General features: G+C 49.0%; 20 protein-coding genes. All 20 read right to left on the bottom strand.

Features of this window, described 5'->3' with window-relative positions; translation table 11 throughout:
* Positions 1 to 33 precede the first annotated feature (33 nt).
* The 20 genes from SSED_RS02945 to SSED_RS02850 all read right to left on the bottom strand — a co-directional run bounded on the left by SSED_RS02945 (position 34) and on the right by SSED_RS02850 (position 22,948).
* The gene (locus tag SSED_RS02945; protein WP_012140913.1) at positions 34 to 879 is read right to left on the bottom strand and encodes a carbon-nitrogen hydrolase family protein; all 846 of its coding nucleotides are present in this window, start codon (positions 877 to 879) and stop codon (positions 34 to 36) included.
* On the bottom strand, positions 803 to 5,062 hold the full coding sequence (locus SSED_RS02940) for a YhdP family protein (RefSeq protein WP_012140912.1): 4,260 nt from the start codon (positions 5,060 to 5,062) through the stop codon (positions 803 to 805). Before SSED_RS02940 ends, SSED_RS02945 begins: the two co-directional genes overlap by 77 nt.
* Positions 5,062 to 6,570 carry a ribonuclease G gene (gene rng, locus SSED_RS02935; protein WP_086022443.1) on the bottom strand — a complete coding sequence of 503 codons (1,509 nt, stop codon included), beginning with the start codon at positions 6,568 to 6,570 and terminating at the stop codon, positions 5,062 to 5,064. The genes SSED_RS02940 and rng overlap by 1 nt, the downstream gene beginning before the upstream one ends.
* Positions 6,571 to 6,673: 103 nt before the next feature.
* Positions 6,674 to 7,270 (bottom strand): Maf family protein, encoded by a 597-nt coding sequence (locus SSED_RS02930; protein ID WP_012140910.1) that lies wholly within the window; start codon positions 7,268 to 7,270, stop codon positions 6,674 to 6,676.
* A 2-nt stretch (positions 7,271 to 7,272) separates the two neighbouring features.
* Positions 7,273 to 7,761, bottom strand: coding sequence for a rod shape-determining protein MreD (gene mreD / locus SSED_RS02925; protein WP_012140909.1), 489 nt, complete (start codon positions 7,759 to 7,761; stop codon positions 7,273 to 7,275).
* Positions 7,758 to 8,654 (bottom strand): rod shape-determining protein MreC, encoded by an 897-nt coding sequence (gene mreC, locus SSED_RS02920; protein WP_012140908.1) that lies wholly within the window; start codon positions 8,652 to 8,654, stop codon positions 7,758 to 7,760. The genes mreD and mreC overlap by 4 nt, the downstream gene beginning before the upstream one ends.
* 138 nt (positions 8,655 to 8,792) lie before the next feature.
* Positions 8,793 to 9,842: a rod shape-determining protein gene (locus SSED_RS02915; protein ID WP_012140907.1), complete on the bottom strand. Its 1,050-nt coding sequence runs from the start codon at positions 9,840 to 9,842 to the stop codon at positions 8,793 to 8,795.
* A gap of 208 nt (positions 9,843 to 10,050) precedes the next feature.
* Positions 10,051 to 12,771 carry a DUF8470 domain-containing protein gene (locus SSED_RS02910; RefSeq protein ID WP_012140906.1) on the bottom strand — a complete coding sequence of 907 codons (2,721 nt, stop codon included), beginning with the start codon at positions 12,769 to 12,771 and terminating at the stop codon, positions 10,051 to 10,053.
* Between the two features lies 1 nt (position 12,772).
* On the bottom strand, positions 12,773 to 13,258 hold the full coding sequence (locus SSED_RS02905; RefSeq protein WP_012140905.1) for a hypothetical protein: 486 nt from the start codon (positions 13,256 to 13,258) through the stop codon (positions 12,773 to 12,775).
* A complete protein-coding gene (locus SSED_RS02900) occupies positions 13,248 to 14,057 on the bottom strand; it encodes a PilW family protein (RefSeq protein ID WP_012140904.1) in 810 nt (269 codons plus the stop codon). Before SSED_RS02900 ends, SSED_RS02905 begins: the two co-directional genes overlap by 11 nt.
* The gene (locus tag SSED_RS02895; RefSeq protein ID WP_012140903.1) at positions 14,057 to 14,653 is read right to left on the bottom strand and encodes a prepilin-type N-terminal cleavage/methylation domain-containing protein; all 597 of its coding nucleotides are present in this window, start codon (positions 14,651 to 14,653) and stop codon (positions 14,057 to 14,059) included. The genes SSED_RS02900 and SSED_RS02895 overlap by 1 nt, the downstream gene beginning before the upstream one ends.
* The gene (locus tag SSED_RS02890; RefSeq protein ID WP_012140902.1) at positions 14,643 to 15,110 is read right to left on the bottom strand and encodes a pilus assembly FimT family protein; all 468 of its coding nucleotides are present in this window, start codon (positions 15,108 to 15,110) and stop codon (positions 14,643 to 14,645) included. The genes SSED_RS02895 and SSED_RS02890 overlap by 11 nt, the downstream gene beginning before the upstream one ends.
* Positions 15,111 to 15,318: 208 nt before the next feature.
* Positions 15,319 to 15,798, bottom strand: a complete 480-nt coding sequence (locus SSED_RS02885; protein ID WP_012140901.1) for a type II secretion system protein — start codon at positions 15,796 to 15,798, stop codon at positions 15,319 to 15,321.
* A gap of 45 nt (positions 15,799 to 15,843) precedes the next feature.
* Complete coding sequence (locus SSED_RS02880; RefSeq protein WP_012140900.1) at positions 15,844 to 16,365, bottom strand: type II secretion system protein; 522 nt, start codon at positions 16,363 to 16,365, stop codon at positions 15,844 to 15,846.
* Between the two features lie 92 nt (positions 16,366 to 16,457).
* Positions 16,458 to 17,096: a type II secretion system protein gene (locus SSED_RS02875; RefSeq protein WP_041421934.1), complete on the bottom strand. Its 639-nt coding sequence runs from the start codon at positions 17,094 to 17,096 to the stop codon at positions 16,458 to 16,460.
* Between the two features lie 89 nt (positions 17,097 to 17,185).
* Positions 17,186 to 17,707, bottom strand: a complete 522-nt coding sequence (locus tag SSED_RS02870) for a hypothetical protein (RefSeq protein ID WP_012140898.1) — start codon at positions 17,705 to 17,707, stop codon at positions 17,186 to 17,188.
* A 34-nt stretch (positions 17,708 to 17,741) separates the two neighbouring features.
* Positions 17,742 to 18,962 (bottom strand): type II secretion system F family protein, encoded by a 1,221-nt coding sequence (locus tag SSED_RS02865; RefSeq protein WP_012140897.1) that lies wholly within the window; start codon positions 18,960 to 18,962, stop codon positions 17,742 to 17,744.
* Between the two features lie 88 nt (positions 18,963 to 19,050).
* A complete protein-coding gene (locus tag SSED_RS02860) occupies positions 19,051 to 20,805 on the bottom strand; it encodes a GspE/PulE family protein (protein WP_012140896.1) in 1,755 nt (584 codons plus the stop codon).
* Complete coding sequence (locus SSED_RS02855; RefSeq protein WP_012140895.1) at positions 20,802 to 22,043, bottom strand: tetratricopeptide repeat protein; 1,242 nt, start codon at positions 22,041 to 22,043, stop codon at positions 20,802 to 20,804. Before SSED_RS02855 ends, SSED_RS02860 begins: the two co-directional genes overlap by 4 nt.
* The gene (locus tag SSED_RS02850; RefSeq protein WP_012140894.1) at positions 22,040 to 22,948 is read right to left on the bottom strand and encodes an ExeA family protein; all 909 of its coding nucleotides are present in this window, start codon (positions 22,946 to 22,948) and stop codon (positions 22,040 to 22,042) included. The genes SSED_RS02855 and SSED_RS02850 overlap by 4 nt, the downstream gene beginning before the upstream one ends.
* Between the last annotated feature and the right edge of the window lies 1 nt (position 22,949).

Below are 22,949 nucleotides of genomic sequence, written 5' to 3'. Positions count from 1 at the left end.
ATAAAAATCTCTCAGGAATCTGGCCCTAAGATCTTATTTAATTTGTTGTAATTGTGGCGGTGAAAACCGGTTATGCTGCTCTACCGGCATCTGTTGTCTGATTTGTGCAAGTTCACTCTTGTCCAGTGACGCTTGAACCCAGCCACAACCTGTCATTTTTTCCGCCTTAATCCGTCCCCAGGGATCGACTATCATACTCTGCCCCCAAGTTTCCCGGCTGCCTTTGTTATGTTGCCCCCATTGAGCGGCGGCTAAAATAAAGCATTGTGTCTCTATCGCCCGGGCCTGAATCAAGGGCTGCCAATGTGCGGCGCCAGTCACCTTAGTAAAGGCGGCTGGTAGGGCGATTATCTCGGCTCCGGCCAGTCTCATCGCCCTAAACAGATCCGGAAAGCGCAGATCGTAACATATTGCTAATCCTAACTTACCAAAGGGAGTATCGATTACACTAATTTTCTCACCGGGACAGAAAGTATCGCTCTCACGATACTCCTTGGTGCCGTCGGAAACATCGACATCGAACAGATGCAGCTTATCGTATTCACCCAGGACTTTACCCGCACAGTCGAACAGATAAGTACGGCTATAAACCCGCTTATCGTCTGCAAGCACAGGGATAGTACCGGCGACAAGGTAGACATCAAATTTTCTGGCCAGATCCGACATCGCTGTTTTTAGCGGGTTCTCTTCTGAGCAAGAATTAAGTGCATACTCTCCTTGCTGACTCTCATGGCCACCAAACAGTAAGCAGCACTCGGGTAACACGACCAGTTGCTCCTCACCCGACACTCTGGGCAGAAGACTAAGCTGCGACTCGATAAACTGCAGGTTTTGGGCTATATCTCGACTGCTTTGGCACTGTAACAGGCTGATCTGCATCTATTGCTTCCTTCGGTGGGCTGATCTTATCTTCATTGCTGGCTGGGGGATAAGAGTTGGTCTCCCTAAAGTCTGGCATCTCAATCACTTTTGGTGCAAGAATTTCGACTCCGGATTCGTTAATTTTAGCAGGAGCAGAGGACTCCCGAGAATCGGCTCCTTGACTCTTCTCTTCTTGCTTCTCAACCCCTTGAGTCTCGGCCCCCTTTTTAGCAGGCTGTTTATTATCAGGCTGACCCTCTTTAGTGCGAGGCAGTGCAGACTCGGGGATCTCGATCTCTTTACTCTTGCGCTCTAACTCTTCGAGTTTAGGCTCTGACATGGTTCCCGTCAGCCTGAACCTTAGCTCGGTGATCACCTCGATGACAGGTTCGAGCACTTTCGTCAGGGCAAAAGCCCCGATCCCCAGCGTCCAACCGCCTGTGGTGAGCAGTACAACCGTAGGAACACTGGAGGCGAGTTGAGGTACGAAGCGAATATCGTAATTCAGGCTTTCGGTAACTAAGTCAGTGTAACCTCTGACCTTCATATTTCCCGCAACGGCATCCATCTCGGTATCACGGGTTTTAATGACACCGTTATCTATCTCCAGAGTACCGGTAAACGAATTAAAATAGAGGCCTTTGCCGAATACATCGGAGAAATCGAGTGAAAGTTTTCTTAGCAGGGAATCTAAGCTGAATAGCGAGAAAATTCTGGCTCCTTTATCACTGACTTCAGACAGGTGCCCTTTCCCCAGCTCGAAGTTTATCTTGCCATTGAGCGACTCGAGAGAGAACGCGTAGGGGGCTCCCTGCCAGGAGATATTGGCATCTATTTCAACCGGCGCATCTTTTAAGCCGGGATCCATATCGAGGATAGAGGATAATGCATCAAATTTTGTCGCATCTAACTTCACGTCAAACTCGGTGACATTTTCGCCCTCGCTGTTCTTCCATGCCCCCTTGCCGCTCAGTTTCACCTCGGGCGTGGTCAAAGAGAGAGTTTGTATCTGATAGTGCCCCTCTTTGGGCGTCCCCTGTAGTACCAGGTGGCCCAAAGGCTTTCCATATAGACGAAAGTCATCGACATCTAATGCCAGTGGCGGCAAATTATTCAGCACTGTACCGGACTTAAAATCAGCCTTAGCTTCCTCCTTTACCGCTGGTGCAATATGAAACTTTTTGGCGACCATCTTCAGACCCTGAGTCGACCAATCCGGGTAAAAATCTATCCTTCCATCAAACTCTTTAGACTGAGCCTCGAAGCGCCATAACTCCTCAAAAGGGGCCGCCGTCATGGTCAATTCAGAGAGGGTTTGTCCCATCAGATTCAGATCGCCAATATCAGCATCGATGCTGATAAGGGGAGGAAAGAAGCCCCTGGTTTGTTCTTGTTGCACCGATGCCTTCTCGCCTGGATTTAACTCAGGAGCAGACACTGCCTCAGTTTCAGGCACTGATTGAGGCTCGGGCACAATCGGGGCAAGGTTAATCTCAGAAGTGGCTGCCGAGGTGAAACTAGTAATAATGGGTAACCAAGGGGAAAACTCTGTTTGAGCAATATCTAACTGCAGATGCCCCTGGTCTCGTTTCAGTTGATCGCCCGGTTTAAACAGGCGTCCCAGCAGAAGATCGAAGTGGCTTAATTGATCACCCGACTCGAGATCGAATCCCCCCCAGAACTCCATCTGATTGCCCAGCTTGATCCCCAGCGAGGACTGTTTATTGTCACCGATGAGCTCGGCAGATAGCCTTCGCTTCTCATCTGTGGCTTTAGAAAATGGTGGAGGAAGCGTTAACTCGGTACCAAGCAGATCGCTATTGACCTGAGCCTGAATGCGGTAGCCCGTCTGATCGAAAATAAGTGTCATGGCACCATTCCAGTTTACCTCACCGGAATAGAAATCCATCAAGGGATTATCGAGCTCGGCCGGAAGCTCGTCGAGCTGCCAAACTCCCTTAAGATCCAGATTCAATCCATAATTGTCTCGTACCTGCTCGGTATCGAAAGTCAATGAAACTGGTTGTTGATATAACAGAGCGGAGATATCTTTACCCTTCACCACCTCGTTAACGAAGCTCACCTGCCCCGTCACGCCATCGAGCTGCACCCCAGGTTCGGTGATATATATAGGTGTGTTATCGAGATTCACTAAGCCACGGATCTGCTCCTCTTCACCATCATAAAGAGGAATTGAAAGATCCAAAGTGGCGGTAACGTCACCCTGCACCTGAACCACCGCCAACGTGGAACCGACAGACTCGGCCAGTGGTGAGGCTTGAATCACCTCTGTCGCTGCAACACCTTGGGTTGCCAGCTCGGCATCAATCTCCAGCAGGGAGCGCGCGCCCAATTCAGGAATACTGATACGAGCCCCATCGACGACGACATCTAAGAGATCACCGCTATCGATAGTGAGATCCATTCGAGCGTTCTCAAACAGAGCGGATAGCTCAAGAGAGGTTACCGCGGGCCAATCGGGCTGAAACTTGAACTCAGCATCACTCAGGGTGAAAGCCGCCTGAAAGATCCCGGAATGATCCTTGTATGGGTATTGATTTAATGGACCATGCCATACCACTCTAGCATCTTGGGTATTACCCGCAACGAGCCCGGCCTCAAGATAGTCGACTAACCCGGCATCCATACCATGTAGCGGAAAGTAATTACCCACATCGACGACATCATTGATCTTCACATCTGCAAGTAGCGCAAGATGAGTGTCACCTGCAAACCCCATTTTCACGGAAGCGTCTATGCCGATATCTTTATTGCTAAATTGAAGGCGAGGAAGCGTTAATTCACTATATTGGGTATTAAACCGGGCATCGAAAGCGGCGCCATTTAGCACGATAGGCGCCTTGAAAGCCGTACTAAAATCTAAGGTGTAGGCTTGCTCCGGGGCATTGAAATAGAGTGAATCATCATACCAGGCGACCTGCAAGTCTAATGCTTTACTGCCCGGGATACTCTCAAAGTTTCGCCATTGCAACTGATTAATATCCAGCGAAACTTGCGGGCCCAGATCTCCATTAAGAGAGAATTTGATATTATCCAGATAACCTTGGGGGTTTATCGACTGCCAGGTTTTCAGAGCAAGCAGATCGACCTTTGGCGCTAAGGGTAGCAGGGGTAACAGGGTACTGGTGTCTAATCGATTCAGATAGGCCGATAGCTGCTCGCCTCGTTGCTGTGCAACAAAGTTGAGCTCAGACCATGGTCGATCATTGGTTTCAAATTCAAGCGATCTGCTACTTAACTGCCAACCCTTATCAATCGGTAGCCACTCGAACTGCCCACCTTTGATTTCAAAATGTTGCACTTCTTCATTTAACTGCCACTCGAGCCAGCTAGGCTCAAACTGGATGAGTCCGGATTCGATCGACCGATTCCCCAGGCTCAACCAGGCCTGCAGATTCACTACACCTTCAAGAGGCAGTTTGCTTTTCTCATCATATGGATTCGCCTGTCTGGAGGCCCACTCGCCCAGATCCAAAGAGCTGGCCGCGAGATAAACTTGCCCTTTAAGGGTATCGGGCCTGAAACCATTACCATCAATCTCCAGCGACAGAGAGAGCTGCTCGACCTCAGAGGCTTTTTCATCGAGGTAGAGTTTTCCCTGGCCCTGATGTTTGTTGTTCCTGTTTTGCCATCTCAAGTCTTTGACATAGATAGGTCTGAAATCATGACTCTTGCTGAGTAACTGTAAGCTGGCCTCCGTTATCGAGAAGTGTTCTAACTGCTCTAGTAGTAGACGATATAGCCAGTCGGTATCGGTTTCTGCAGATACTGTTGAGGGGCCAGCCTGATTGAGTTTATCGAGATCGAGCCCAACCTGGACCCCTTCGAAAATAACATTTTCAATCTGGGGGCTGGTCGTCATCAAGCTCTCCCAGAAATCGAGCTTGACATGGACATCACGAATTATCAGGGTAAAAGGCAAGCGTTCCTGAGGGGGGAGTACTAAGTTTTTTACCGTTAAGGCGGGGCCAAAGGCCTGCCACTCGGCGTTGAGCTCTCCTACGTTAACCTGAACCTGATACTGCTCTTCGACATATTTGACCAGCTCTTGCCTTACCTCTGCGAGCTGAGGCAAGAGCCCCCGAAAGAGACTCACAGCCAAGGCAAACAGCACCAATATAATCGCTAATATTTGCCAGCAGAAACGGCTAAACTTAAAGGGACAGAATTGACGAGGCACTACATTATTACCACATCAAATTTATTTTGTGCATACATAGGTTCATTTTGAAAACGAACACGTTTTCCTATATACACACCCAACTCAGCAACCAAATGTCCCTCTTCCCCCGTCAGGCTGTTAAAGACGCCGGGAGCACAATAGACTAAGAATTCGTCGGCATCGTAGCTACGATCTAATCGAATGATCTCTCTGAATATTTCATAAGAGACTGTTTCAACGGTTTTCAAACTGCCGGTGCCATAACAGGCAGGGCACTCTCCACATAGCACGTGCTCTATACTCTCTCGAGTTCGTTTACGCGTCATCTCCACTAAGCCAAGACCTGAGAAACCACTAATATTGGTCTTAACCCTGTCGGCGGACAAGGCAAGTTCCAAACTGGCAAGGACACGCTTCTGGTGCTCAGATCTCAACATATCGATGAAGTCGATAATGATAATGCCACCCAGATTACGCAACCTGAGTTGACGCGCGATAGCCTGTGTCGCTTCGAGGTTGGTATTGAAGATAGTCTCTTCGAGATTTCTGTGACCCACGAAAGCACCGGTATTGATATCTACAGTGGTCATAGCTTCGGTTTGATCGATAATCAAATAACCACCGGATTTCAGCTCGACTTTTCTGCCAAGGGCGCGCTGGACTTCATTTTCAACATCATACAGGTCAAAGATGGGAACCGGGCCGTTGTAATGTTCTATCTTCTCGGCAATCTCAGGCATAAATTCTTCAGAAAATGCCTGTAACTCTTCGAATGTCTGACTCGAATCAACTTGGATCTGATCTAATTCTGTACCGACAAAATCACGCACGATACGAACAGGTAGTGCCAGGTCTTGGTAAAGCAGCGACACACCTTTGAGTTTACGACGCTCACTCACCCTTCCCCAAACACGACGTAAAAAAGCGGCATCCTGGACCAACTCCTGCTCGCCGGCGCTCTCCGCGGCGGTACGAATAATAAATCCACCATCTTCATCGACAAAGGGTTCTGTCAATCCCTTAAGACGAGAGCGCACCTCTTCAGATTCGATTCTCTGAGACACACCAACATGGCTTGAACCGGGCATAAAGACCAGGTAGCGAGATGGAAGCGTTATATCGGTTGTCAGTCGGGCGCCTTTGGTTCCCAGAGGGTCTTTCACCACCTGAACCATGATATCCTGCCCTTGACGCACTAACTCATTGATATCACGAACGATGAAGTTGCCTTTCTCTACATCGGCAACACATTCAGTATGAGGAACTATGTCTGAGGCATGCAAAAATGCCGCCTTATCCAGGCCAATATCGACAAACGCCGCCTGCATACCCGGCAGTACCCGGCTAACCTTTCCCTTATAGATATTGCCGACTAAGCCACGTTTCATCCGCCTTTCAATGTGGATTTCCTGCAGAACGCCATGTTCAACCAAAGCGACACGAGCTTCAGTCGGCGTCACATTGATCAATAGTTCAGAACCAATTTTTTTCTGTACTCTGTTTCTGACGATGCGACTCATATTCATACTCACTTTAAATTGGGTTCTAAGCTACGGACTTCGAGCTACAGATCAGTTCTCTTTACTCGCCACTTTCTTCGCAGTATCTTTAGCTCGCTGCTGCCGTTAACTAAATAATTTTCATCTCTTTGAGCAGTTCACGGGTCTCTACCAGAGGCAAGCCCACTACGGCAGAATAACTGCCCTCGATACGCTCAACAAAGCTTCCGCCTAATGCCTGGATCCCGTAGGCTCCCGCCTTATCCATAGGCTCACCGGTGGTGATATAGGCCAGGATATCTTGCTCATTGAGATCACAAAACTGTACTTTGGTCTCAACCAGACGCGTCAGTGTCTTCTTGCCATCGGTCAGAGCCACCGCCGTCATCACGCTGTGAATATGTCCCGACAGATCGGTTAACATCTTCAGCGCATCGGCTTCATCGACCGGCTTACCCAGTATCTGTTCACCTAATACAACTATAGTATCAGAACCTAATACCACGGGAGTTGTCAGGTTATCACACAGGGCTAATCCAGCCTCGGCTTTCTCTACCGCAAGGCGAGAAACAAACACTTGTGGCGATTCACCCGTCTGATGAGTTTCATCGATATCTGCAGACAGGGTATCAAAGCTAAATCCGGCCTTTGAAAAACCAAGCTGCGTCAGCAACTCTTTGCGGCGCGGAGAGGCTGATGCCAATACTAATCGAGCTGAACCATTCATTCTTATCTCACCTTATATAAACGCCTGACACGACGTAAGATCCAAAATACCCAAGGCCAGATAATGAGGCTGGAGATGGCGGGTAAAAATAGGCGCACATCAAATGTGGCCGTATCAACGACAAATTGAACCCAGAAGATGACCAGGTGATATAAGCATATCAAACTGGAGATCATCAGTGCCTGCTGCCACATGGGGAAGTTACGTAACCGCTGAAAATGCAGCACCACCACATAGACGACCAGAGAGATCGATAACGCTCGAATACCCAGATGTGCCCCAAGCATGATGTCGAGCAGCACGCCTAAGACCCAGGCCGATAAAATATTATATCGGTGGGGCAACGCCATGGCCCAATAGATGATAACCAGCAGTAACCAGTCCGGGCGCCACGGCTCGACAAGATCCGGCAGAGGCATTATCTGAAATAACATGGCGACCAGGAAACTCAACCATACCACCCAGCGTCCATTAGCAATATGCATACTCATTGGCTCACCTCAGCGGTTTGCTTTGTAGATTCTGAGGTATTTTCAATGTTCAAAAGCTCATCTTTACTCAAACTTTCATCCTGCTCATCGGGCCAGATCAGCAAAAGGTAACGAATTCTATCGAGCGCGGCTAACGGCTGGGCGATCACATTGGCATAGCTTTGCCCGTCATCTTTGACCACGCTCATCACACGGGCAACGGGATAACCTTCGGGAAAACGGTTTCCCAAACCCGAGGAGACCAAGAGATCGCCGACCCTGATATCTGTACTCTTAGACACATAACTGAGCTCGAGTTCATCGAGCACTCCCGTGCCTTTAACGACCAGACGCACGTCGTTACGCGTGACTCTTACCGGGATACCATGGGTTGCATCGGAGATCAGAAGTACCCTGCTGGTTAGCTCATTGACCTGCACCACCTGCCCTACTACGCCTTGGGCATCGACCACAGGCTGGCCGACAAACACGCCGCTCATGGCACCATGATTTAGTACCACATATTGATGATAGGGATCGCTGGCAACTTCCATCACCTCGGCAACGACCTTCTTCGAGTCCATATGCACGGGAGAGCCCAGTAGTGCACGTAACCGGTCATTTTCCTGCCTGAGGTGTTCGAAGCGCTGTAGTCGCTCGCTCATCAGAAGTTGCTGCCTCAATAGCTCCTTGTTCTGCTTTGTCAGCATATTTCGAGTCGCGAGACTCTCGGCCGACCAGTCTAAGAGTGCACCGGGAACATTAGCAACGTATTGAAGAGGACTTAGAACAGATGAGACAGATTTACGAACGGGGTCGAGTCGGTTGTTAGCCACGATGAGGATCACCGACAAAATAATTGCTAGTGTCAGCCTGAATTGGTTTGAAATACCACGTGCAAAAATGGGCTTCATAAAAAACTATAAAATGGTTTCGTAATGCTAATCAGCATTTAAAGGGGTGATAAAACAATATCAGGTCTTCACAACCTGCAACGATAATGAGGAATAGAAAAAAACAAGGCGGTTAAACACCGCCTTGTTCATACCAAATTAGCTTTCTTCGGAGAAGAGGTCACCACCATGCATGTCGATCATCTCCAGCGCCTTACCGCCGCCTCGAGCAACACAAGTTAATGGGTCATCGGCAACCATCACAGGAATGCCCGTCTCTTGCATCAACAGACGGTCCAGATCGCGAATTAATGCGCCACCACCGGTTAATACCATACCGCGCTCAGAGATATCTGACGCCAGCTCCGGTGGAGATTGCTCGAGTGCGACCATAACGGCACTGACAATACCCGATAACGGCTCTTGCAGCGCTTCGAGGATCTCGTTGCTGTTGAGTGTAAAGCTACGAGGGACACCTTCGGCTAAGTTACGGCCGCGCACTTCAATTTCAAGCACTTCGTCACCCGGATAAGCGGTACCAATAGTGTGCTTGATACGCTCGGCAGTCGCTTCACCGATCAGGCTGCCGTAGTTACGGCGGACATAGTTGATGATCGCATCATCGAACTTATCACCACCGATACGAACAGAAGATGAATACACCACACCGTTAAGTGAGATAATTGCCACTTCGGTAGTACCACCACCGATGTCGACAACCATAGAACCTGTCGCCTCAGATACAGGCAGACCCGCACCGATCGCAGCAGCCATTGGCTCTTCAATCAGGTAAACCTCACGAGCGCCGGCGCCCATTGCAGATTCACGAATTGCACGACGCTCGACCTGAGTTGCACCTACAGGCACACAAACCAGTACTCTGGGGCTTGGACGGAACACGCTGTTGTTGTGCACTTGCTTAATAAAGTGCTGCAGCATCTTCTCTGTCACGTAGAAGTCGGCGATAACACCGTCTTTCATCGGACGGATAGCCTGGATATTGCCCGGAGTACGACCCAACATCTGCTTAGCTTCTGTACCTACAGCCGCCACGGACTTCTGTCCGCCACTACCTCGTTCGCCACGAATTGCGACAACAGAAGGTTCGTTAAGTACGATCCCCTCTTCGCGAACGTAAATTAAGGTGTTAGCCGTACCCAAATCGATCGAAAGATCGTTAGAAAAAATGCCACGCAGCTTCTTGAACATGTAACCAGCCTGTCTCTGTGGAGTCGGAAAAAGAAAAATCAGGTAACTCTATCAACGACACCCTGATGACACAAGGGCGATGAGGTTAACATTTGCTAATGAAGCGTTTTTTTTTTAATTATCATGCCAAAGGAGAGATTTAATCACTCTTTTCACGAAATTCATCCCCAAAAGCAAATGGACATCCACAGTTCCTAGAACCTAGGTTCTAATTGACTTCATGCCAGTAGATCACCTTGTCGTGGCCGCGATAGGTACCGAAGAAGGCCGAAGCTCGCGGATCATAGAGAGCGTTAGGTTTGTTGCCATCATAATTCCAATACCACTTGAGCCAAGGCTCGACATGTTGCTTGAGCCGAACTTCCCCAGGCGTATTCGGAGCGGTAAAATAGATATGATTAACACCTTGTAAGGCAGTTCCGCTTTGCGAAGTTAATTCGTCATTACTGTGAGCCGTTATCGCCGGGAAACCTGCTGGCAAGGTCATATTCATCCCTGTTGTCACTGCCTCTGTGGTATCCGTCGAGGTTACCGTGTTATACACAGAGCAGCTATCATCACCGTTGGTTACCCAGGTCGGGACATTAGCCGCATCAACCGCGCTGACATACTCGGTTCGCAAAGGCAGACGCAGGCTTTCCGACTGAGGGCTATAACCGTTGTCCAACTGCAAACGGCCGTACCTTAGCTCAAATGAGGCGCCATCGGCAATATCTTCGAAAGAGAAAGGCTGGCAGCTACCGGACGAGTCGGCTTGATAGCAGATACCATCCTCATCGGTGAGATCTGTTACTGCTAACTTAAGATCAAATTTAGCATCGAACGGTACCATTGGGGTAGGCAAACGCACATACTCGACTTTAGCACCTGTTAATGTAGCTGTATTAGCGTTATTGGCGTAGCTCACACTGCCCGATAAACCCGGATATTCACTATCTTGAACTTGTAGCTCACCGGTTTTATCTTCATAACCTCTTCCAAGCCACTGATTTCTGCTTGCCTCCTCTTTATGCTTGTATCGCCACCAGTCACCAAGCTGATAGTTTCTTGCTTCACTATCATCACTGGCCATGCCTCTTACCTGAATGATTGGTTCTCCGCCTCCTGAAAAACCAAAGGGTTGATCTATATAGGTAAAGCTGCCGCAGCTATGAGTCAGTGAGGGAGAGTTTCCGGATATATCCAGATAAGCCGGAGTGAAACGGCCAAACAGTTCACTGCTGGCATTATCTTTTGAGATGGTGACCCCCAGATAGCTGATATCTTGAGTGAGTTTTGCCGTGAGAGTCCCCACTTCAGTCCAACTTTGACTGATAAGTTGTGAACTCTCACTACCCGATAAATTGAAATCTACCGCAGAAGTGCTAAAGCTGCCATTGGTGCCTCCATCGGCTAGCGATGGTGCCTCTACCGCTGCCTGTATCTGAATATTACTATGCTTAAAATTTTGCAGAACAGGGTTATCGCTGAAATCGCTGTCTTCGTCTGAGGTCCAGCCTGCGGCTTTCAGGCGCATATCGAAACTTTCTCCAGCCTTAGCTAGTACTTTGCAGTCTGCATCATAGGGATCGGAGCTGGCGCATCGATTGTTAGCTGATTCATTGAAAAAGTGGAAGCCTGCCGGTTTAGCGACGAAGCTATCTTGATGCTCGAGCACTAACTCCTCTGAGCCATTTGGTGTATTCACCGTATGGGTATGGGATGCCTTGAGTGTCACCTCGCCGGCTTCAGGGTAGTTCACCGTTAACAGTGCTTTTCCTTCTGCGTCAAATTTCACACTCACACTCTCGGTATCACCACCTGCAATTACTTTACTCTGAGTGGGCGCCGTCAGCATTAATGATGCGGGGTTATTCACCGGGTTTGGGTCTTTATAGTTAAACGAAAAATCTACAGACTTGGTTTGATTCTTAAAGAGAGACTCACACTTCTGAGTAACAGGGTCTTTGGTGGCAGCAAACAGTTCAAACTGACCGCTATCTTTATAAGATATCGTATCCGGTGCATCAAAATAGAAACCAGTGTCTTCAAAGGTTAATTGACAGTCGGCAATATTGGCGACTTCAAGGCCATCGATGAAGCAGCGATAAGGAGCTGACGGAGCGGTAGCTCCAAGACCAACTAAAACTGTTCCCCCGTCCGCATGCCAGAGCTCTGCAGCCGGAACTGTATGCCCTGCGAAGTTAACCGTACTGTATACGCCACCGTTTTTGGTCAAATCGACACTCGATAAAACTGATGTTTCCGTAGCACAATATTCATCAGCACAAGCACGAATAAGGATATCTTTTGCCTTACAGCTCAATGCCCCAGACGAAAACTCAAGACGGTAATGGTTTAAGTCTGGCTTAGGCCCAGGGATACACATACCACCAAAGTCGGCATTGTCGATAGCCTCTTCATCGAAGACGAAATCACCGTTACCACCCACTCCGGCACTGCCACCAGCCGCTAAGCCGCCCGTTACAGAGCCGTTTCCGGTTAGCGAAACATTTCCAACCACATAGATAATGCCATTAATGTGGTTGTGGCCGGCAATCGTAAGATCTTCACGTACATAGATAATTAAATCTTCGGCTTTACCATAGGTATTTAAGCTAACACCACTCAAAGACACCCGATCAAAATAGAGCCTAGCGGTGGTGCCGTTAGTGGTAATGTGATTGACGAGAGAAGGACCGCCTCCATGAAAATTTCCTTCACTAAAGCTGTAGTCTCCGGGTAAAAAATAGCCAGATGTGCTGTTGTCACAGCCCCTCTTTCTAGTACAGTTTAGATCCCCAAGAGGAGGACCGATATTGGCTGGCGGTGTTAAGCCATTTTCACCATGATCCCCTGTCGGTGGGTCGGTAAAGATATCACTACAATAGGGAACGGCTATCGCCAAGGCCGGGAACAGCAACGCGAGACTGAGCACTATTTTAAACATTCTAATCACGGGCTTCTACCTCCACCTGGCGATTGACTCGCAGGCAACTGCTGTCATTACCACTACAGTTTCCCGTCTCGCAGGTCGCCGTGCTGGTGATCCGGTAACTGTTTACGCTATCTACAGTATTAGTCACACAGGTCAAGACGACGCTGCAGCCATGGAAGCCCGGCACGCTCGGTAGGTTCTTCCACTCCTTCACATTGGTACAAGATGCTGCGCTAGCGTCGGTCGCCGTTAGCGGGAACAGTTGAGCGAGAGCACGATCGGCGCCGGAGTTGGCGGCAAAGAGGGCGCGGGTGCCCCACACCTCGAGACTAACTTGCTCATCGGCATCTTCAAGTACATTAATTAGCGCAGCCGACATCAGGAACATCACCGTGATGACGAAGATACCTATGACCAGCGCACTACCCTGCTGCTTCGCCCGGCAGTGAGAGAATCCTCGAAATGGCCTGTTAGCTCTGTGACTCATATTAGGGGACATTGACCACCTGCACCTGGTGCTGATATTGAAACTCCTGACCATTGACCATAAATGTCGGCGTTAACTGTACGACGGCGTTATTGGTTAAGCTGCCGGGAGTATAGTTGATTGGCCATGTGCCTGTGCCGGTAACCACACCCTCAGCCATCAACACCCCATCTCCCATATCCGCAGGAGCGGGTTGCGCCGTATTAAACATGCTATAGCCTTCATAGCGCCTGACATCACCATTGGTAAAGAAGCAGTAACTCACCGCGTTGTTTACCATAAAATAACGGTTTCTCGGAGACGCCTCGCTGATACGCACTGCCCGATCGAAAGTAACAGTATTACCTTCAACCTTCTCTATATCCAATAGACGTCCTTCTGATGAAGTAGGGTCAGCCTCGTAGATATGAGCCGGTGTCAGAGGGTAGACCAACATTCGGTGTGTATTGTTGATGCCCTGTGATGGCGTGATTATGCTACCGGTCTCGCTTGCCGCCTCTGGGGCGATAGGCAGATCGATATAGGAGGCACTGCCCTGAATTGGCATAAACTCCATACATTGATATGTTGCTGTATTGGTAACACGCAAACTGTTTGGTACGGCGTTTCGAATTTCGCGGGTCATACGTTCGATGGCGAAACGACTCTGACTGAGCACCTGATCCACCGAGGTTGATTCGACGAAGATGCGGGTGCCTATGATCACGAAGCTACTGACCCCCAGCACCAAGATGCCTAAGATGATGATCACCATTACCATCTCAACCAGAGTAAAACCGTCGCTCTTGCGTAGCTGTCTTAAGCCCGACATCAGTAGTTACTCCTGACCGCATTGTAGACGATCTGCTCGCCACTTGGCGTCGTCACAGTAACCGTTATCAGTTTACGGTTCAGATCTGAGGTATCGGGATAGGTCACCGCAACCGCCAGCAGGTAATTCGGGTAGCGACTGGCGTAGGTGTCAGCATTAACTCCTGTTGTTACTGCGGCATTCAACATCAAGCTGTTCTGATTGAGTCCATGGTAATCATCGACATCATTATAGCTGTTACGGTTCTCACCGGTATCCGGGCCAAGCGCTCCCGGCGCGGTACAAGCCAAGCCTGCAGGAAGACCCAGATCGGGTCTCGCTGCGGCGCCACATGCGGGGACACCACCATTGGGGTTGGTGTTTTGATCGTAGCGTTTACCCCAGATCTCATTCATCACCGAATGGGCCAGCTCGGCGGAGCGCACCCTGTGCAGGGTCTCGGCCGCGCGGTCGGCCTGGGGGAACAGCATGCTGGTCAGCATGACCAAGGCGATGCTCAGCACAACCATGCCGACCACGAGCTCGACTAAGGTAAAGCCCTTTGTTATCACAAGAGCACCTGTTCGCTTTGTTATCGAGAGTGAGTTAACGGCCATGAATATACCCCTGACTCTCAATACTGATGGTTAAGGTCTCATCGGCAATCACCTTGATACAGGCCCCGCTACAGCCTAAGCTAGCGATCCCCTGTCTGTCGAAATTAACCTTGAAGCTTTTTGAACTGTCACTATCTAATTCCAGGCTGGCGCGCCCTTCAAATGTCTGCTTAGTCTCGGTCAACTTAGCGGTACCTGTACAGCCAGTGTTATCAAATCCCTGCAGTTGATATCCCGTAGTATCTACGGCGATACGATAGCAATAGTCTCCATTATTCATCGCCAACAACTGAGCCTTGCGAAGCTCAGAGACAAATTCGTCTCGCAGGGTGAATGCACTGTAGCTGGAGCTTGTCATCAGGCGCGGTAACACCACCACAGAGAGAATGGCAATCAAGATGATGGTGGTAACCAGCTCTACCAAGGTAAAGCCGCTTTGTGGCAAGACTGTTCGCATTCAGTGTCCGGATAGATTCTTGAGTTTTAAGTTGTAAGCTCCTAGCTCCTAGCTCCTAGCTCCTAGCTCCTAGCTCCTAGCTCCTAGCTCCTAGCTCCTAGCTATAGTGTCCAACAACTTAATAAGTATGGCAAATAAATACTAAATTTAGATGTTTAGATACAAAAAAGGCCTGCTAGGCAGGCCTTTTTATTTGTTGGCACGGAGCTTAGCACTTATCCGCGTCAGGCATTACCGAGAAGCTTGGAGTGTCTGAAGCTGAATCTGCCTCTGTATAGGTAAATGTACAGGTAGAAGGCGCATCGGTCTGCGAAATGGTGATTACACCAGGTGTAGACTTTGCTGGCGGAACGCCTGCCACTCGGTCAGTAGTATCGTCAATGGTCCAATCACTCTCTGCAATCTCAAGCGCCAAAACCATATTCGCTTTAGTAGCCTGAAGATAGCCATAAGAAACAAGCACACCTTCAACTGTTACTGAGTCTTTCTTCTCATGAGAGCCTATTGCCGCTTTCGAATAATAGAGTGAGTTAGCCCCTTGGATGGCCGCTTTCATTCCCTGAAGCGTAGATACACGAGCATCACTTTGAAGGTTAATGAACTTAGGTGCAGCCGTTACAGCCAAAATACCTAGTATGATAATAACAACCACTAATTCGATTAGTGTAAAACCGCTTTGCTTATTCATTTACATATATCCAATATTTTTCAAGTAGAAATTGTGCTTACAATATTAACAGCCTGAAGCCGTTGGCATATCTGAAAACGATGGTGTTTTACCTACACCATCAGATTCGGTGTAAGTAAACTTACACGCTGCAGGTGCATCTGTTTGCCAAATTGTAGCTACACCAGACTTTACAAAAATAACCCAGTCAGCCTTGTTGTCAGTCTTTATTTTTGGGTCAGTAGCTGAAGTACCAACATTAAACTTCACATCAACAGCATTCTCTAACTCAACCTGTAAGCCCTGTAGGTAACCATACTGAGTTTTAGCCTTGTCTTCAGTTCCAATATCAACTCCATTATCACCAGTCCAATCGCCTTTAGCTTTTTTCTCATCTCCGGCTATTGCCGCTTTTGAGTAAACCAGAGAGTTTGCACCTTGAAGAGAAGCCTTCATACCTTCTAAAGCTGAAACTCGTGCATCGCTCTGCAGGTTGATAAATTTAGGTGCTGCCGTGACGGCTAAGATACCTAAGATGATGATAACGACCACTAATTCGATTAGTGTAAAACCATTTTGTTTTTTCACAGTCTTGACCTTTCTATTTACGAGTTCAGTAACGTTCTACTTAAGTGACTCTTTAACTTCATACCCATTCCCAGCTGCCGTGCGGCCGGACATTAATTATTTGTGAATGTAACTACGGTACCTGTACCGGCATTATATGCGATTCCGTTACCTTTATTTAAATCGAGTGTAGGAGTAGGTACCCCGCTACTGGTGTTCAGCGCCAGTGATGCGACCTGATGATAGACACATAGATCTAAGTTAGTCACAGTCGTACCGGTATTGGCTATGGCAGTTCCGCCAGAACCATCTAATACACGAAATGTGTATCTCGCCTTCCTTGCATCTGCGGTATAAATTACATTTTTAGGCGCGCTCTGAAGAACATATTTAAATACTTCCTGACACGACGCATCTGTCATAGCAGTCGCACTGGTATTTCCATTTCCAGTATCTGAACCACTAGTTACCATTCCCGTTGGATAACCGAAACGTGTATCCAAAGAAAGCGTTGTTCCGTCCAGCACTACGCTACTGTTACTTCGACCATCGACTTCCCACTGTGCTCTTACGAAGCCCACAGCCGTGGCCAAGCCGCCAGTAACACCTTCAAGGCTGGCATCTTCGGCATCATCGGTGACATTGAGAAAGCGCGGAATTGCGGTCGCGGCTAACAGGCCTAAGATCACAATCACAATCACAAGTTCAATTAACGAGAAACCTTGCTGCTTTCGACTTACTTGATTCAGCATTTGATTTTTTATCCTCATATGTCGCCCCATATCTAATTTTACAATTCTATCAGTTCGCCAAATTTTAGAAACCCATGAAATTGCTATATTTACTCTTTCGTCAAAAAAACAACGCGCCCCGTGGACAGTTGATAACTTAATCGATCCGAGTTATTAGCAATATAACTACAAACATCTCCCTCAGGATTGAGCTGCGTTACAACCTGTTGCTCAACCAGCTCTCTGCCTAACAATTGACGCCAAAGTTGCTTACAGCCAACTGAATCGGCTGTATCGAGCAGGGGCCAGCCACCATGACTCATTTTAACAAGTGTGTGCTCTTCACTATTTTCCCCTTCAATAATGAACGGTTCACTATCCTGAAAACCTGAAGTATCCCACTCCAGCCTCATCTCGGATGGACGGCCCTTGGCCAGCCACTGCCCCTTGACCATGGCCAGCACGTTGAGTAACTTGGAGTGGTCAAGGCGCAGCCCCTGGGCACTTATTTTGTCTACAGAGGCAAAATAACGAAACCCTAATATGCTAAGCAATGTGAGTAGCAAAACGATAGCTATCACCTTGCCAAACATCTGCACCAACTCACCGTCGGCTTGCTGTTGGCTCTGCATGGCTAGTTGTCTCCCTTATCTAGGTAGAGCATAACTAGCTGCCGCCTTTGACAACGTTGAGCATGTCCCACATAGGCAAATAAATACCCAATGCTAATATAAGCACGATCCCTGCCACAAATCCGATTAAGATAGGTTCCAGCTTGGCGGTGAGGTTTTTCAGGTCGTAATCGACCTCCCCTTCATAGAAGTCGGCGGCATCGTTGAGCAGCTGATCTATCTGCCCCGTCTCTTCGCCTACGGCAACCATCTGTAGTACCAGTGGCGTGAACAATTGACTCTGATTAGAGACCCTCAACATAGAGTCGCCGGACTCGATACCACGACGCATGCCCACTATTCGGTCATGCATATAGGCATTATCGACCGCATCGGCGACCAAACTGAGTGCCTGGGTCATGGGCACGCCAGCGCTCAGCATCATGGAGAAGCTTCTGCAATAGCGTGACAGGGTCGAGCGCTCGATGATGCTACCGACAGCCGGAATATGCAGTTTCCAACTGTCCCACTGTTTCTCCCCCTTCTCTGTGCTGTGCCAGTATCGGATACCGATAAAGGTAGCGACGAGACCAACAAGCATGGCGGGCCAATAGTTAACAAACAGGTTAGAGGTTCCGATAAGTACCTTGGTCGCCCAGGGAAGATCGGCGCCGAAACGGGAGAACATTTCGGCAAATTTGGGGATCACCATGATATTGAGGATCACCATGGCCAGAGCTATGGCAATGAGTACGAAGATGGGATATCGCATCGCCGCCTTGATCCGTCGGCGGGTCTCCTGCTCACGCTCGATATAACCCGCGAGTTGAATAAAGGCATCTTCCAGCTTACCGGTATTCTCTCCGACATGGACCATAGAGACAAAAAGCGCATCGAACACATCGGGGTGATGATTCATCGCCGATGAAAGTGGACGTCCCGAGGTGAGCTGTTCAGAGATATCGTTAAGCGCATCCCGCATTCGTTGTGAATGTGTCGTTTCTGAAAGACCTGCGATCGCTCTGAGGATTGGGATCCCCGAACGAGTCAGGGAATACATCTGCCTGGAGAAGATCTGCAGCTCATCGAGTGACACTTTGCCCTTAAACAGAGAAGCCAGAGAAAACTCTCGCTTCTCCTTGGCCTCATCGAGTTCTAATGGGATCACAGCGCGAGACATCAACTGATCGGCGGCCGCACTTTCTGAGGCCGCATCGACCAATCCGGTCACCTGCTGTCCCTGTGCATCCCGCCCACGATATTTATAGGTCGCCATTAGCTTTTACCATGTTCAATTGCTCTCTGTTACTCTCAGTCACTGCTTCGATGATCATAAATCCGTTGTCTCTAACGGCGGCCATCAATTAAAACTCAGTTCCTTGTTGCTGCCTTATAGACAGAGGAGACTCGGTCTCATTGACATCCTCTACCAGTTTAGCCACCTCTTCTATGGTAGTCATACCCTCGGCTAAATACTTAAAAGCTGACACGGCCAACGGAATAAAGTTAGGGCTTAAGTATGCTGCTCGGGCAAAATCCTGGGGATTGCCTGTACGCATGGCATCGATCATCGCCTCATCGAGCTCGAGTATCTCAAATATGCCTATTCGTCCCCGGTAACCACTGCCGTTACAACTTTGACAGCCCGATCCAATTCTGAATTTAGCCTGAGAAAAATCTTGCTGACTGGTACTGTTGAGCCAGGCCTTATCCTGAGCCGTCAGTTCATACTCTCTGGCACAGTTTTGACATACTCGCCTCACCAGACGCTGGGCAATAATCACCCTCAACGCACTGGCAACCAGATAACTCGCCGCCCCCATATCCAGCAGACGTAACGCACTGGTCACCGCATCATTGGTGTGCAGGGTCGACAGTACGAAGTGGCCCGTCAAGGCGCCTCTGAGTCCGATCTCTACGGTCTCTTGGTCACGCATCTCACCGACCATGATGATATCCGGATCCTGACGCAAGGTCGTTCTCAGTACGTTAGAGAAGTCTAAGCCAATCTTATGGTTAACTTGTACCTGGTTAATTCTGGGAAGTTGATATTCCACCGGGTCTTCGACCGTGATAATTTTACGATCTGCGGTGTTGAGCTCACTCAACACACCATACAAGGTGGTGGTTTTACCGCTACCCGTTGGCCCGGTTACCAGCAACATGCCATGGGGACGTTTAATCTGCTTGCGCACCCTTTCCAGGATCTCGGGTGGCATACCAGTTTCGTTCAGGGTCAACAGGCCCGCGGATTGATCCAGCAGACGCATCACCACCGACTCACCGTGGTAAATAGGCATAGTCGACATACGAACATCTATCTGATGGCCTTTAATCTCCATATGAAACCGGCCATCCTGCGGCAAACGCTTCTCAGAGATATCCAGACCTGCCATCAACTTTAGCCTTAACACTAAGGCCGCGGCGATACTCGCCTCCGGCAGGATATTTTCATGCAGTTGGCCATCGATACGCTGTCTGATGCGCAGCACCTTGTCACCGGGTTCGATATGAATATCGGACGCTCGCATCTGCACCGCATCTTCGAATATCGACTGCAGCAATCTAACAACTGTGGTCTCGTTATCGCTGTCGCTGTCGGTTAAGCTCGCGAGATCGAATTGATCGTCGGCGGCATATTCCTCTTCGAGCTTTCCGGCAATTTGAGCAATTTCATCAGTTCGGCGATAGATATTATCGAAGGCATCGAGCAGCTGCCCCTCGGTAACAACCGCGATCTCTAATCTTTTAGGGGTGAGCAGTACTTCGAGATTATCCATCGCCTGAAGATCAGCGGGATCGCTCATGGCCACCAAGGCACTATCGCCGTTATCTTCTACGACAAGCGCACGGAAACGACGCGCCTGAACCTCGGGTAACAGGTTAACAACCTCCGGAGGAATAGGTCGCTTACTGATATCGATAAAAGGGATGTGCAGCTGTTGAGACAGAAACCTGAGTAGCTGCTCTTCGGAGATACTGTTGAGATCGATCAGGGTGCGTCCCAGCTTCTTGCCGGTACTTCGCTGCTCGGTCAAAGCCTCCATTAACTGAGGCTCGCTGATGATCTGCTCTTGAACGAGGAGATCACCCAGACGCATCTTTAACTTTGGTTTCACTCAATCTCTCCTAACTGCGTCAATCTGTTTTCAATATAGTCAAATGCCTGAGCCGACAAGCCCTTCCCAGGCACCGATTTGTATAAGACAGCCTGCTTGTAGGCATCCTTAGCGGCGCTATACTTTGCCTGTGCATCCAGTGAATAGGCTAATCCCATCCACCATCTGGCCTGATTGGCCTCCACACCGAGTAAGTTGCGATAACCCTGCTCGGCTAATACAAAATCACTGACCTCTTGTGCCAGACTACTCTGCTCGACCCACTTCTGTCTTGCCAACAAGCTGCTATCGGGGATCTGACTAAGGGTGGATAAGGCTTGCGCCTTGTTACCCGATGCCAGCTGAACGCGAGCGAGTAGCAAAACATAGTCAAACTCTGCAGGAAACAGGCTGATCCCTTGCCTCAAGAGATCGGTGGCAAGATCCAGCCGACCTTTGCCATAATATAGCGCGGCAAGCTGCTTTCTTGCCTGATGTAGTTTGGGGTTGAGTGTGAGAGCTTCATTGTAATAAACAATGGCATCATTTTGCCCTCCCTGCTGCTCCGCCTCGCTCGCCAACATGAGTCTCTTCTGCGCTAACTGATCATCAGACAGCTTCACCTCAGTCACGGCCATTGAACCATTATTGCTTGATCGAACCACGGGGGCTTCGGCTTTAACAGACTGAGATACAGGCGTCGAAGTCGTCCTTTGTTTTTTACTGGTTATGACCGGGAGCGCTTCTTCGGCCGCCACTTGTTGCTCTTTGATGATTGGTTTGGCAGCAGCTTTTACTCCACTCTCAGACGAGCGTTTTTGCTCGGGAATGGCAGGCAATTGGGTTAGTCGCTGCTCACTTTTAACAGTAACACCAGCATCTGGCTTACCCTCAGGGGCCACCCGATTATCGGCACCAATCGAAGGTGCAGCCACCGATGTAAGCCCTGGCTCATCTAGTGCACCGGCCTTATTCTCAGTTGCCATGTTTTCAGCAAGCTTGATATCAACGGCCTTGTTTTCAGTAGACTTGCTATCGACTGAGAGTACCGCTTCATCGTCAGACACCTTAGCGGTTAATCGATCCCAACTGAAAACGATACCTGACACTAAGACAAGGGAGACGAGGCCCAATAACATCCAGGGAAGCTTTGAAGGCGTGGAGCTTTGATATTGCACCGGCGCCACATGTAAATTCTCCAGTTCGTGAGACTGTTGGCGCTTATCCAGATCTTTAAGCATGGTATTGATCACGCTCATGATACGCCTCCATAAAACAGATGAAGGCCAGCACCCGCTAACATTGACATCATGCCAAATCCCATGAACCATAACCAGTTAGTTTGAAAACCCAGTTTCGTATCCTCTGTATCTACAATTGCAGCCTTCACGTGTCGATATTCGATCTGGTGTGACCCCTCTCCGAAGCTGAGCAATAGTGCTTTATGAGCCAAAATATTAATCAATCTTGGGATCCCTTTAGATGCCTTAGCCAGCAGGCGTGTGTCCCTATGGGAAAACAAGGGCTTACCCACTCTTCCGGCAACCGACAGGCGGTGCTGCACATAGGCTTCGGCTTCATCTAAGGTCAAGGCTCTCAGGCAGTAACTAAACGTAATTCTTTGTCTTAGTTGTCGGAAGTTGTGCAAGCTCAGCCTCTGATCTAACTCAGGCTGGGCAAACAGCACCACCTGCAATAGCTTGCGGCTCTCGGTCTCTAAGTTGGTAAAGAGGCGCAATGCCTCGAGACTCTCATCGGGCAGGGCTTGCGCTTCATCGAGCACTAATACGATGGAGTGACCATGGGCACACAGAGCCAATAACTGTTGCTGTATCAGCCCGGTAAGTTGCATCTGGTCGATATCGGCAGAATATTTAAGCCCCAATTCGAGGGCTACTGCCCATCTGAGTTCTGCAGGAGAGAGATAGGGGTTGGGCAGATAGGCACAATGAAATCGTTTGGGAAGTTCATTGATTAATTTTCGACAGATGAGGGTTTTACCCGTCCCCACCTCACCGGTAACTTTAATGAAGCCTTCACCGGTTTGCAGTGCAGTTTGAAGAACCTGTAACGCCTCAACATGAGGCGCTAATCCGAAGAAAAATTCGGTATTGGGCGTCAGCGAAAACGGGGTTTCCGCCAGCCCGAAGTGTTGCAGATACAAA

The organism is Shewanella sediminis HAW-EB3 (assembly GCF_000018025.1).
Lineage (GTDB): Bacteria > Pseudomonadota > Gammaproteobacteria > Enterobacterales > Shewanellaceae > Shewanella > Shewanella sediminis.
The sequence above is the reverse complement of the archived record's forward strand: the minus strand, read 5'-3'. Positions and strand labels throughout refer to the sequence as shown.

Bases quoted from the DNA above. Each gene is read 5' to 3' on its own strand.
- SSED_RS02875 (WP_041421934.1), bottom strand. From the start codon at position 17,096: ATGCTGAATCAAGTAAGTCGAAAGCAGCAAGGTTTCTCGTTAATTGAA.
- mreC (WP_012140908.1), bottom strand. From the start codon at position 8,654: ATGAAGCCCATTTTTGCACGTGGTATTTCAAACCAATTCAGGCTGACA.
- SSED_RS02865 (WP_012140897.1), bottom strand. From the start codon at position 18,962: ATGGCGACCTATAAATATCGTGGGCGGGATGCACAGGGACAGCAGGTG.
- SSED_RS02900 (WP_012140904.1), bottom strand. From the start codon at position 14,057: ATGTCGGGCTTAAGACAGCTACGCAAGAGCGACGGTTTTACTCTGGTT.
- SSED_RS02870 (WP_012140898.1), bottom strand. From the start codon at position 17,707: ATGCAGAGCCAACAGCAAGCCGACGGTGAGTTGGTGCAGATGTTTGGC.
- SSED_RS02915 (WP_012140907.1), bottom strand. From the start codon at position 9,842: ATGTTCAAGAAGCTGCGTGGCATTTTTTCTAACGATCTTTCGATCGAT.
- rng (WP_086022443.1), bottom strand. From the start codon at position 6,570: ATGAATATGAGTCGCATCGTCAGAAACAGAGTACAGAAAAAAATTGGT.
- SSED_RS02855 (WP_012140895.1), bottom strand. From the start codon at position 22,043: ATGAGCGTGATCAATACCATGCTTAAAGATCTGGATAAGCGCCAACAG.
- SSED_RS02895 (WP_012140903.1), bottom strand. From the start codon at position 14,653: ATGGCCGTTAACTCACTCTCGATAACAAAGCGAACAGGTGCTCTTGTG.
- SSED_RS02930 (WP_012140910.1), bottom strand. From the start codon at position 7,270: ATGAATGGTTCAGCTCGATTAGTATTGGCATCAGCCTCTCCGCGCCGC.
- SSED_RS02945 (WP_012140913.1), bottom strand. From the start codon at position 879: ATGCAGATCAGCCTGTTACAGTGCCAAAGCAGTCGAGATATAGCCCAA.
- mreD (WP_012140909.1), bottom strand. From the start codon at position 7,761: ATGAGTATGCATATTGCTAATGGACGCTGGGTGGTATGGTTGAGTTTC.
- SSED_RS02890 (WP_012140902.1), bottom strand. From the start codon at position 15,110: ATGCGAACAGTCTTGCCACAAAGCGGCTTTACCTTGGTAGAGCTGGTT.
- SSED_RS02885 (WP_012140901.1), bottom strand. From the start codon at position 15,798: ATGAATAAGCAAAGCGGTTTTACACTAATCGAATTAGTGGTTGTTATT.
- SSED_RS02910 (WP_012140906.1), bottom strand. From the start codon at position 12,771: ATGTTTAAAATAGTGCTCAGTCTCGCGTTGCTGTTCCCGGCCTTGGCG.
- SSED_RS02905 (WP_012140905.1), bottom strand. From the start codon at position 13,258: ATGTCCCCTAATATGAGTCACAGAGCTAACAGGCCATTTCGAGGATTC.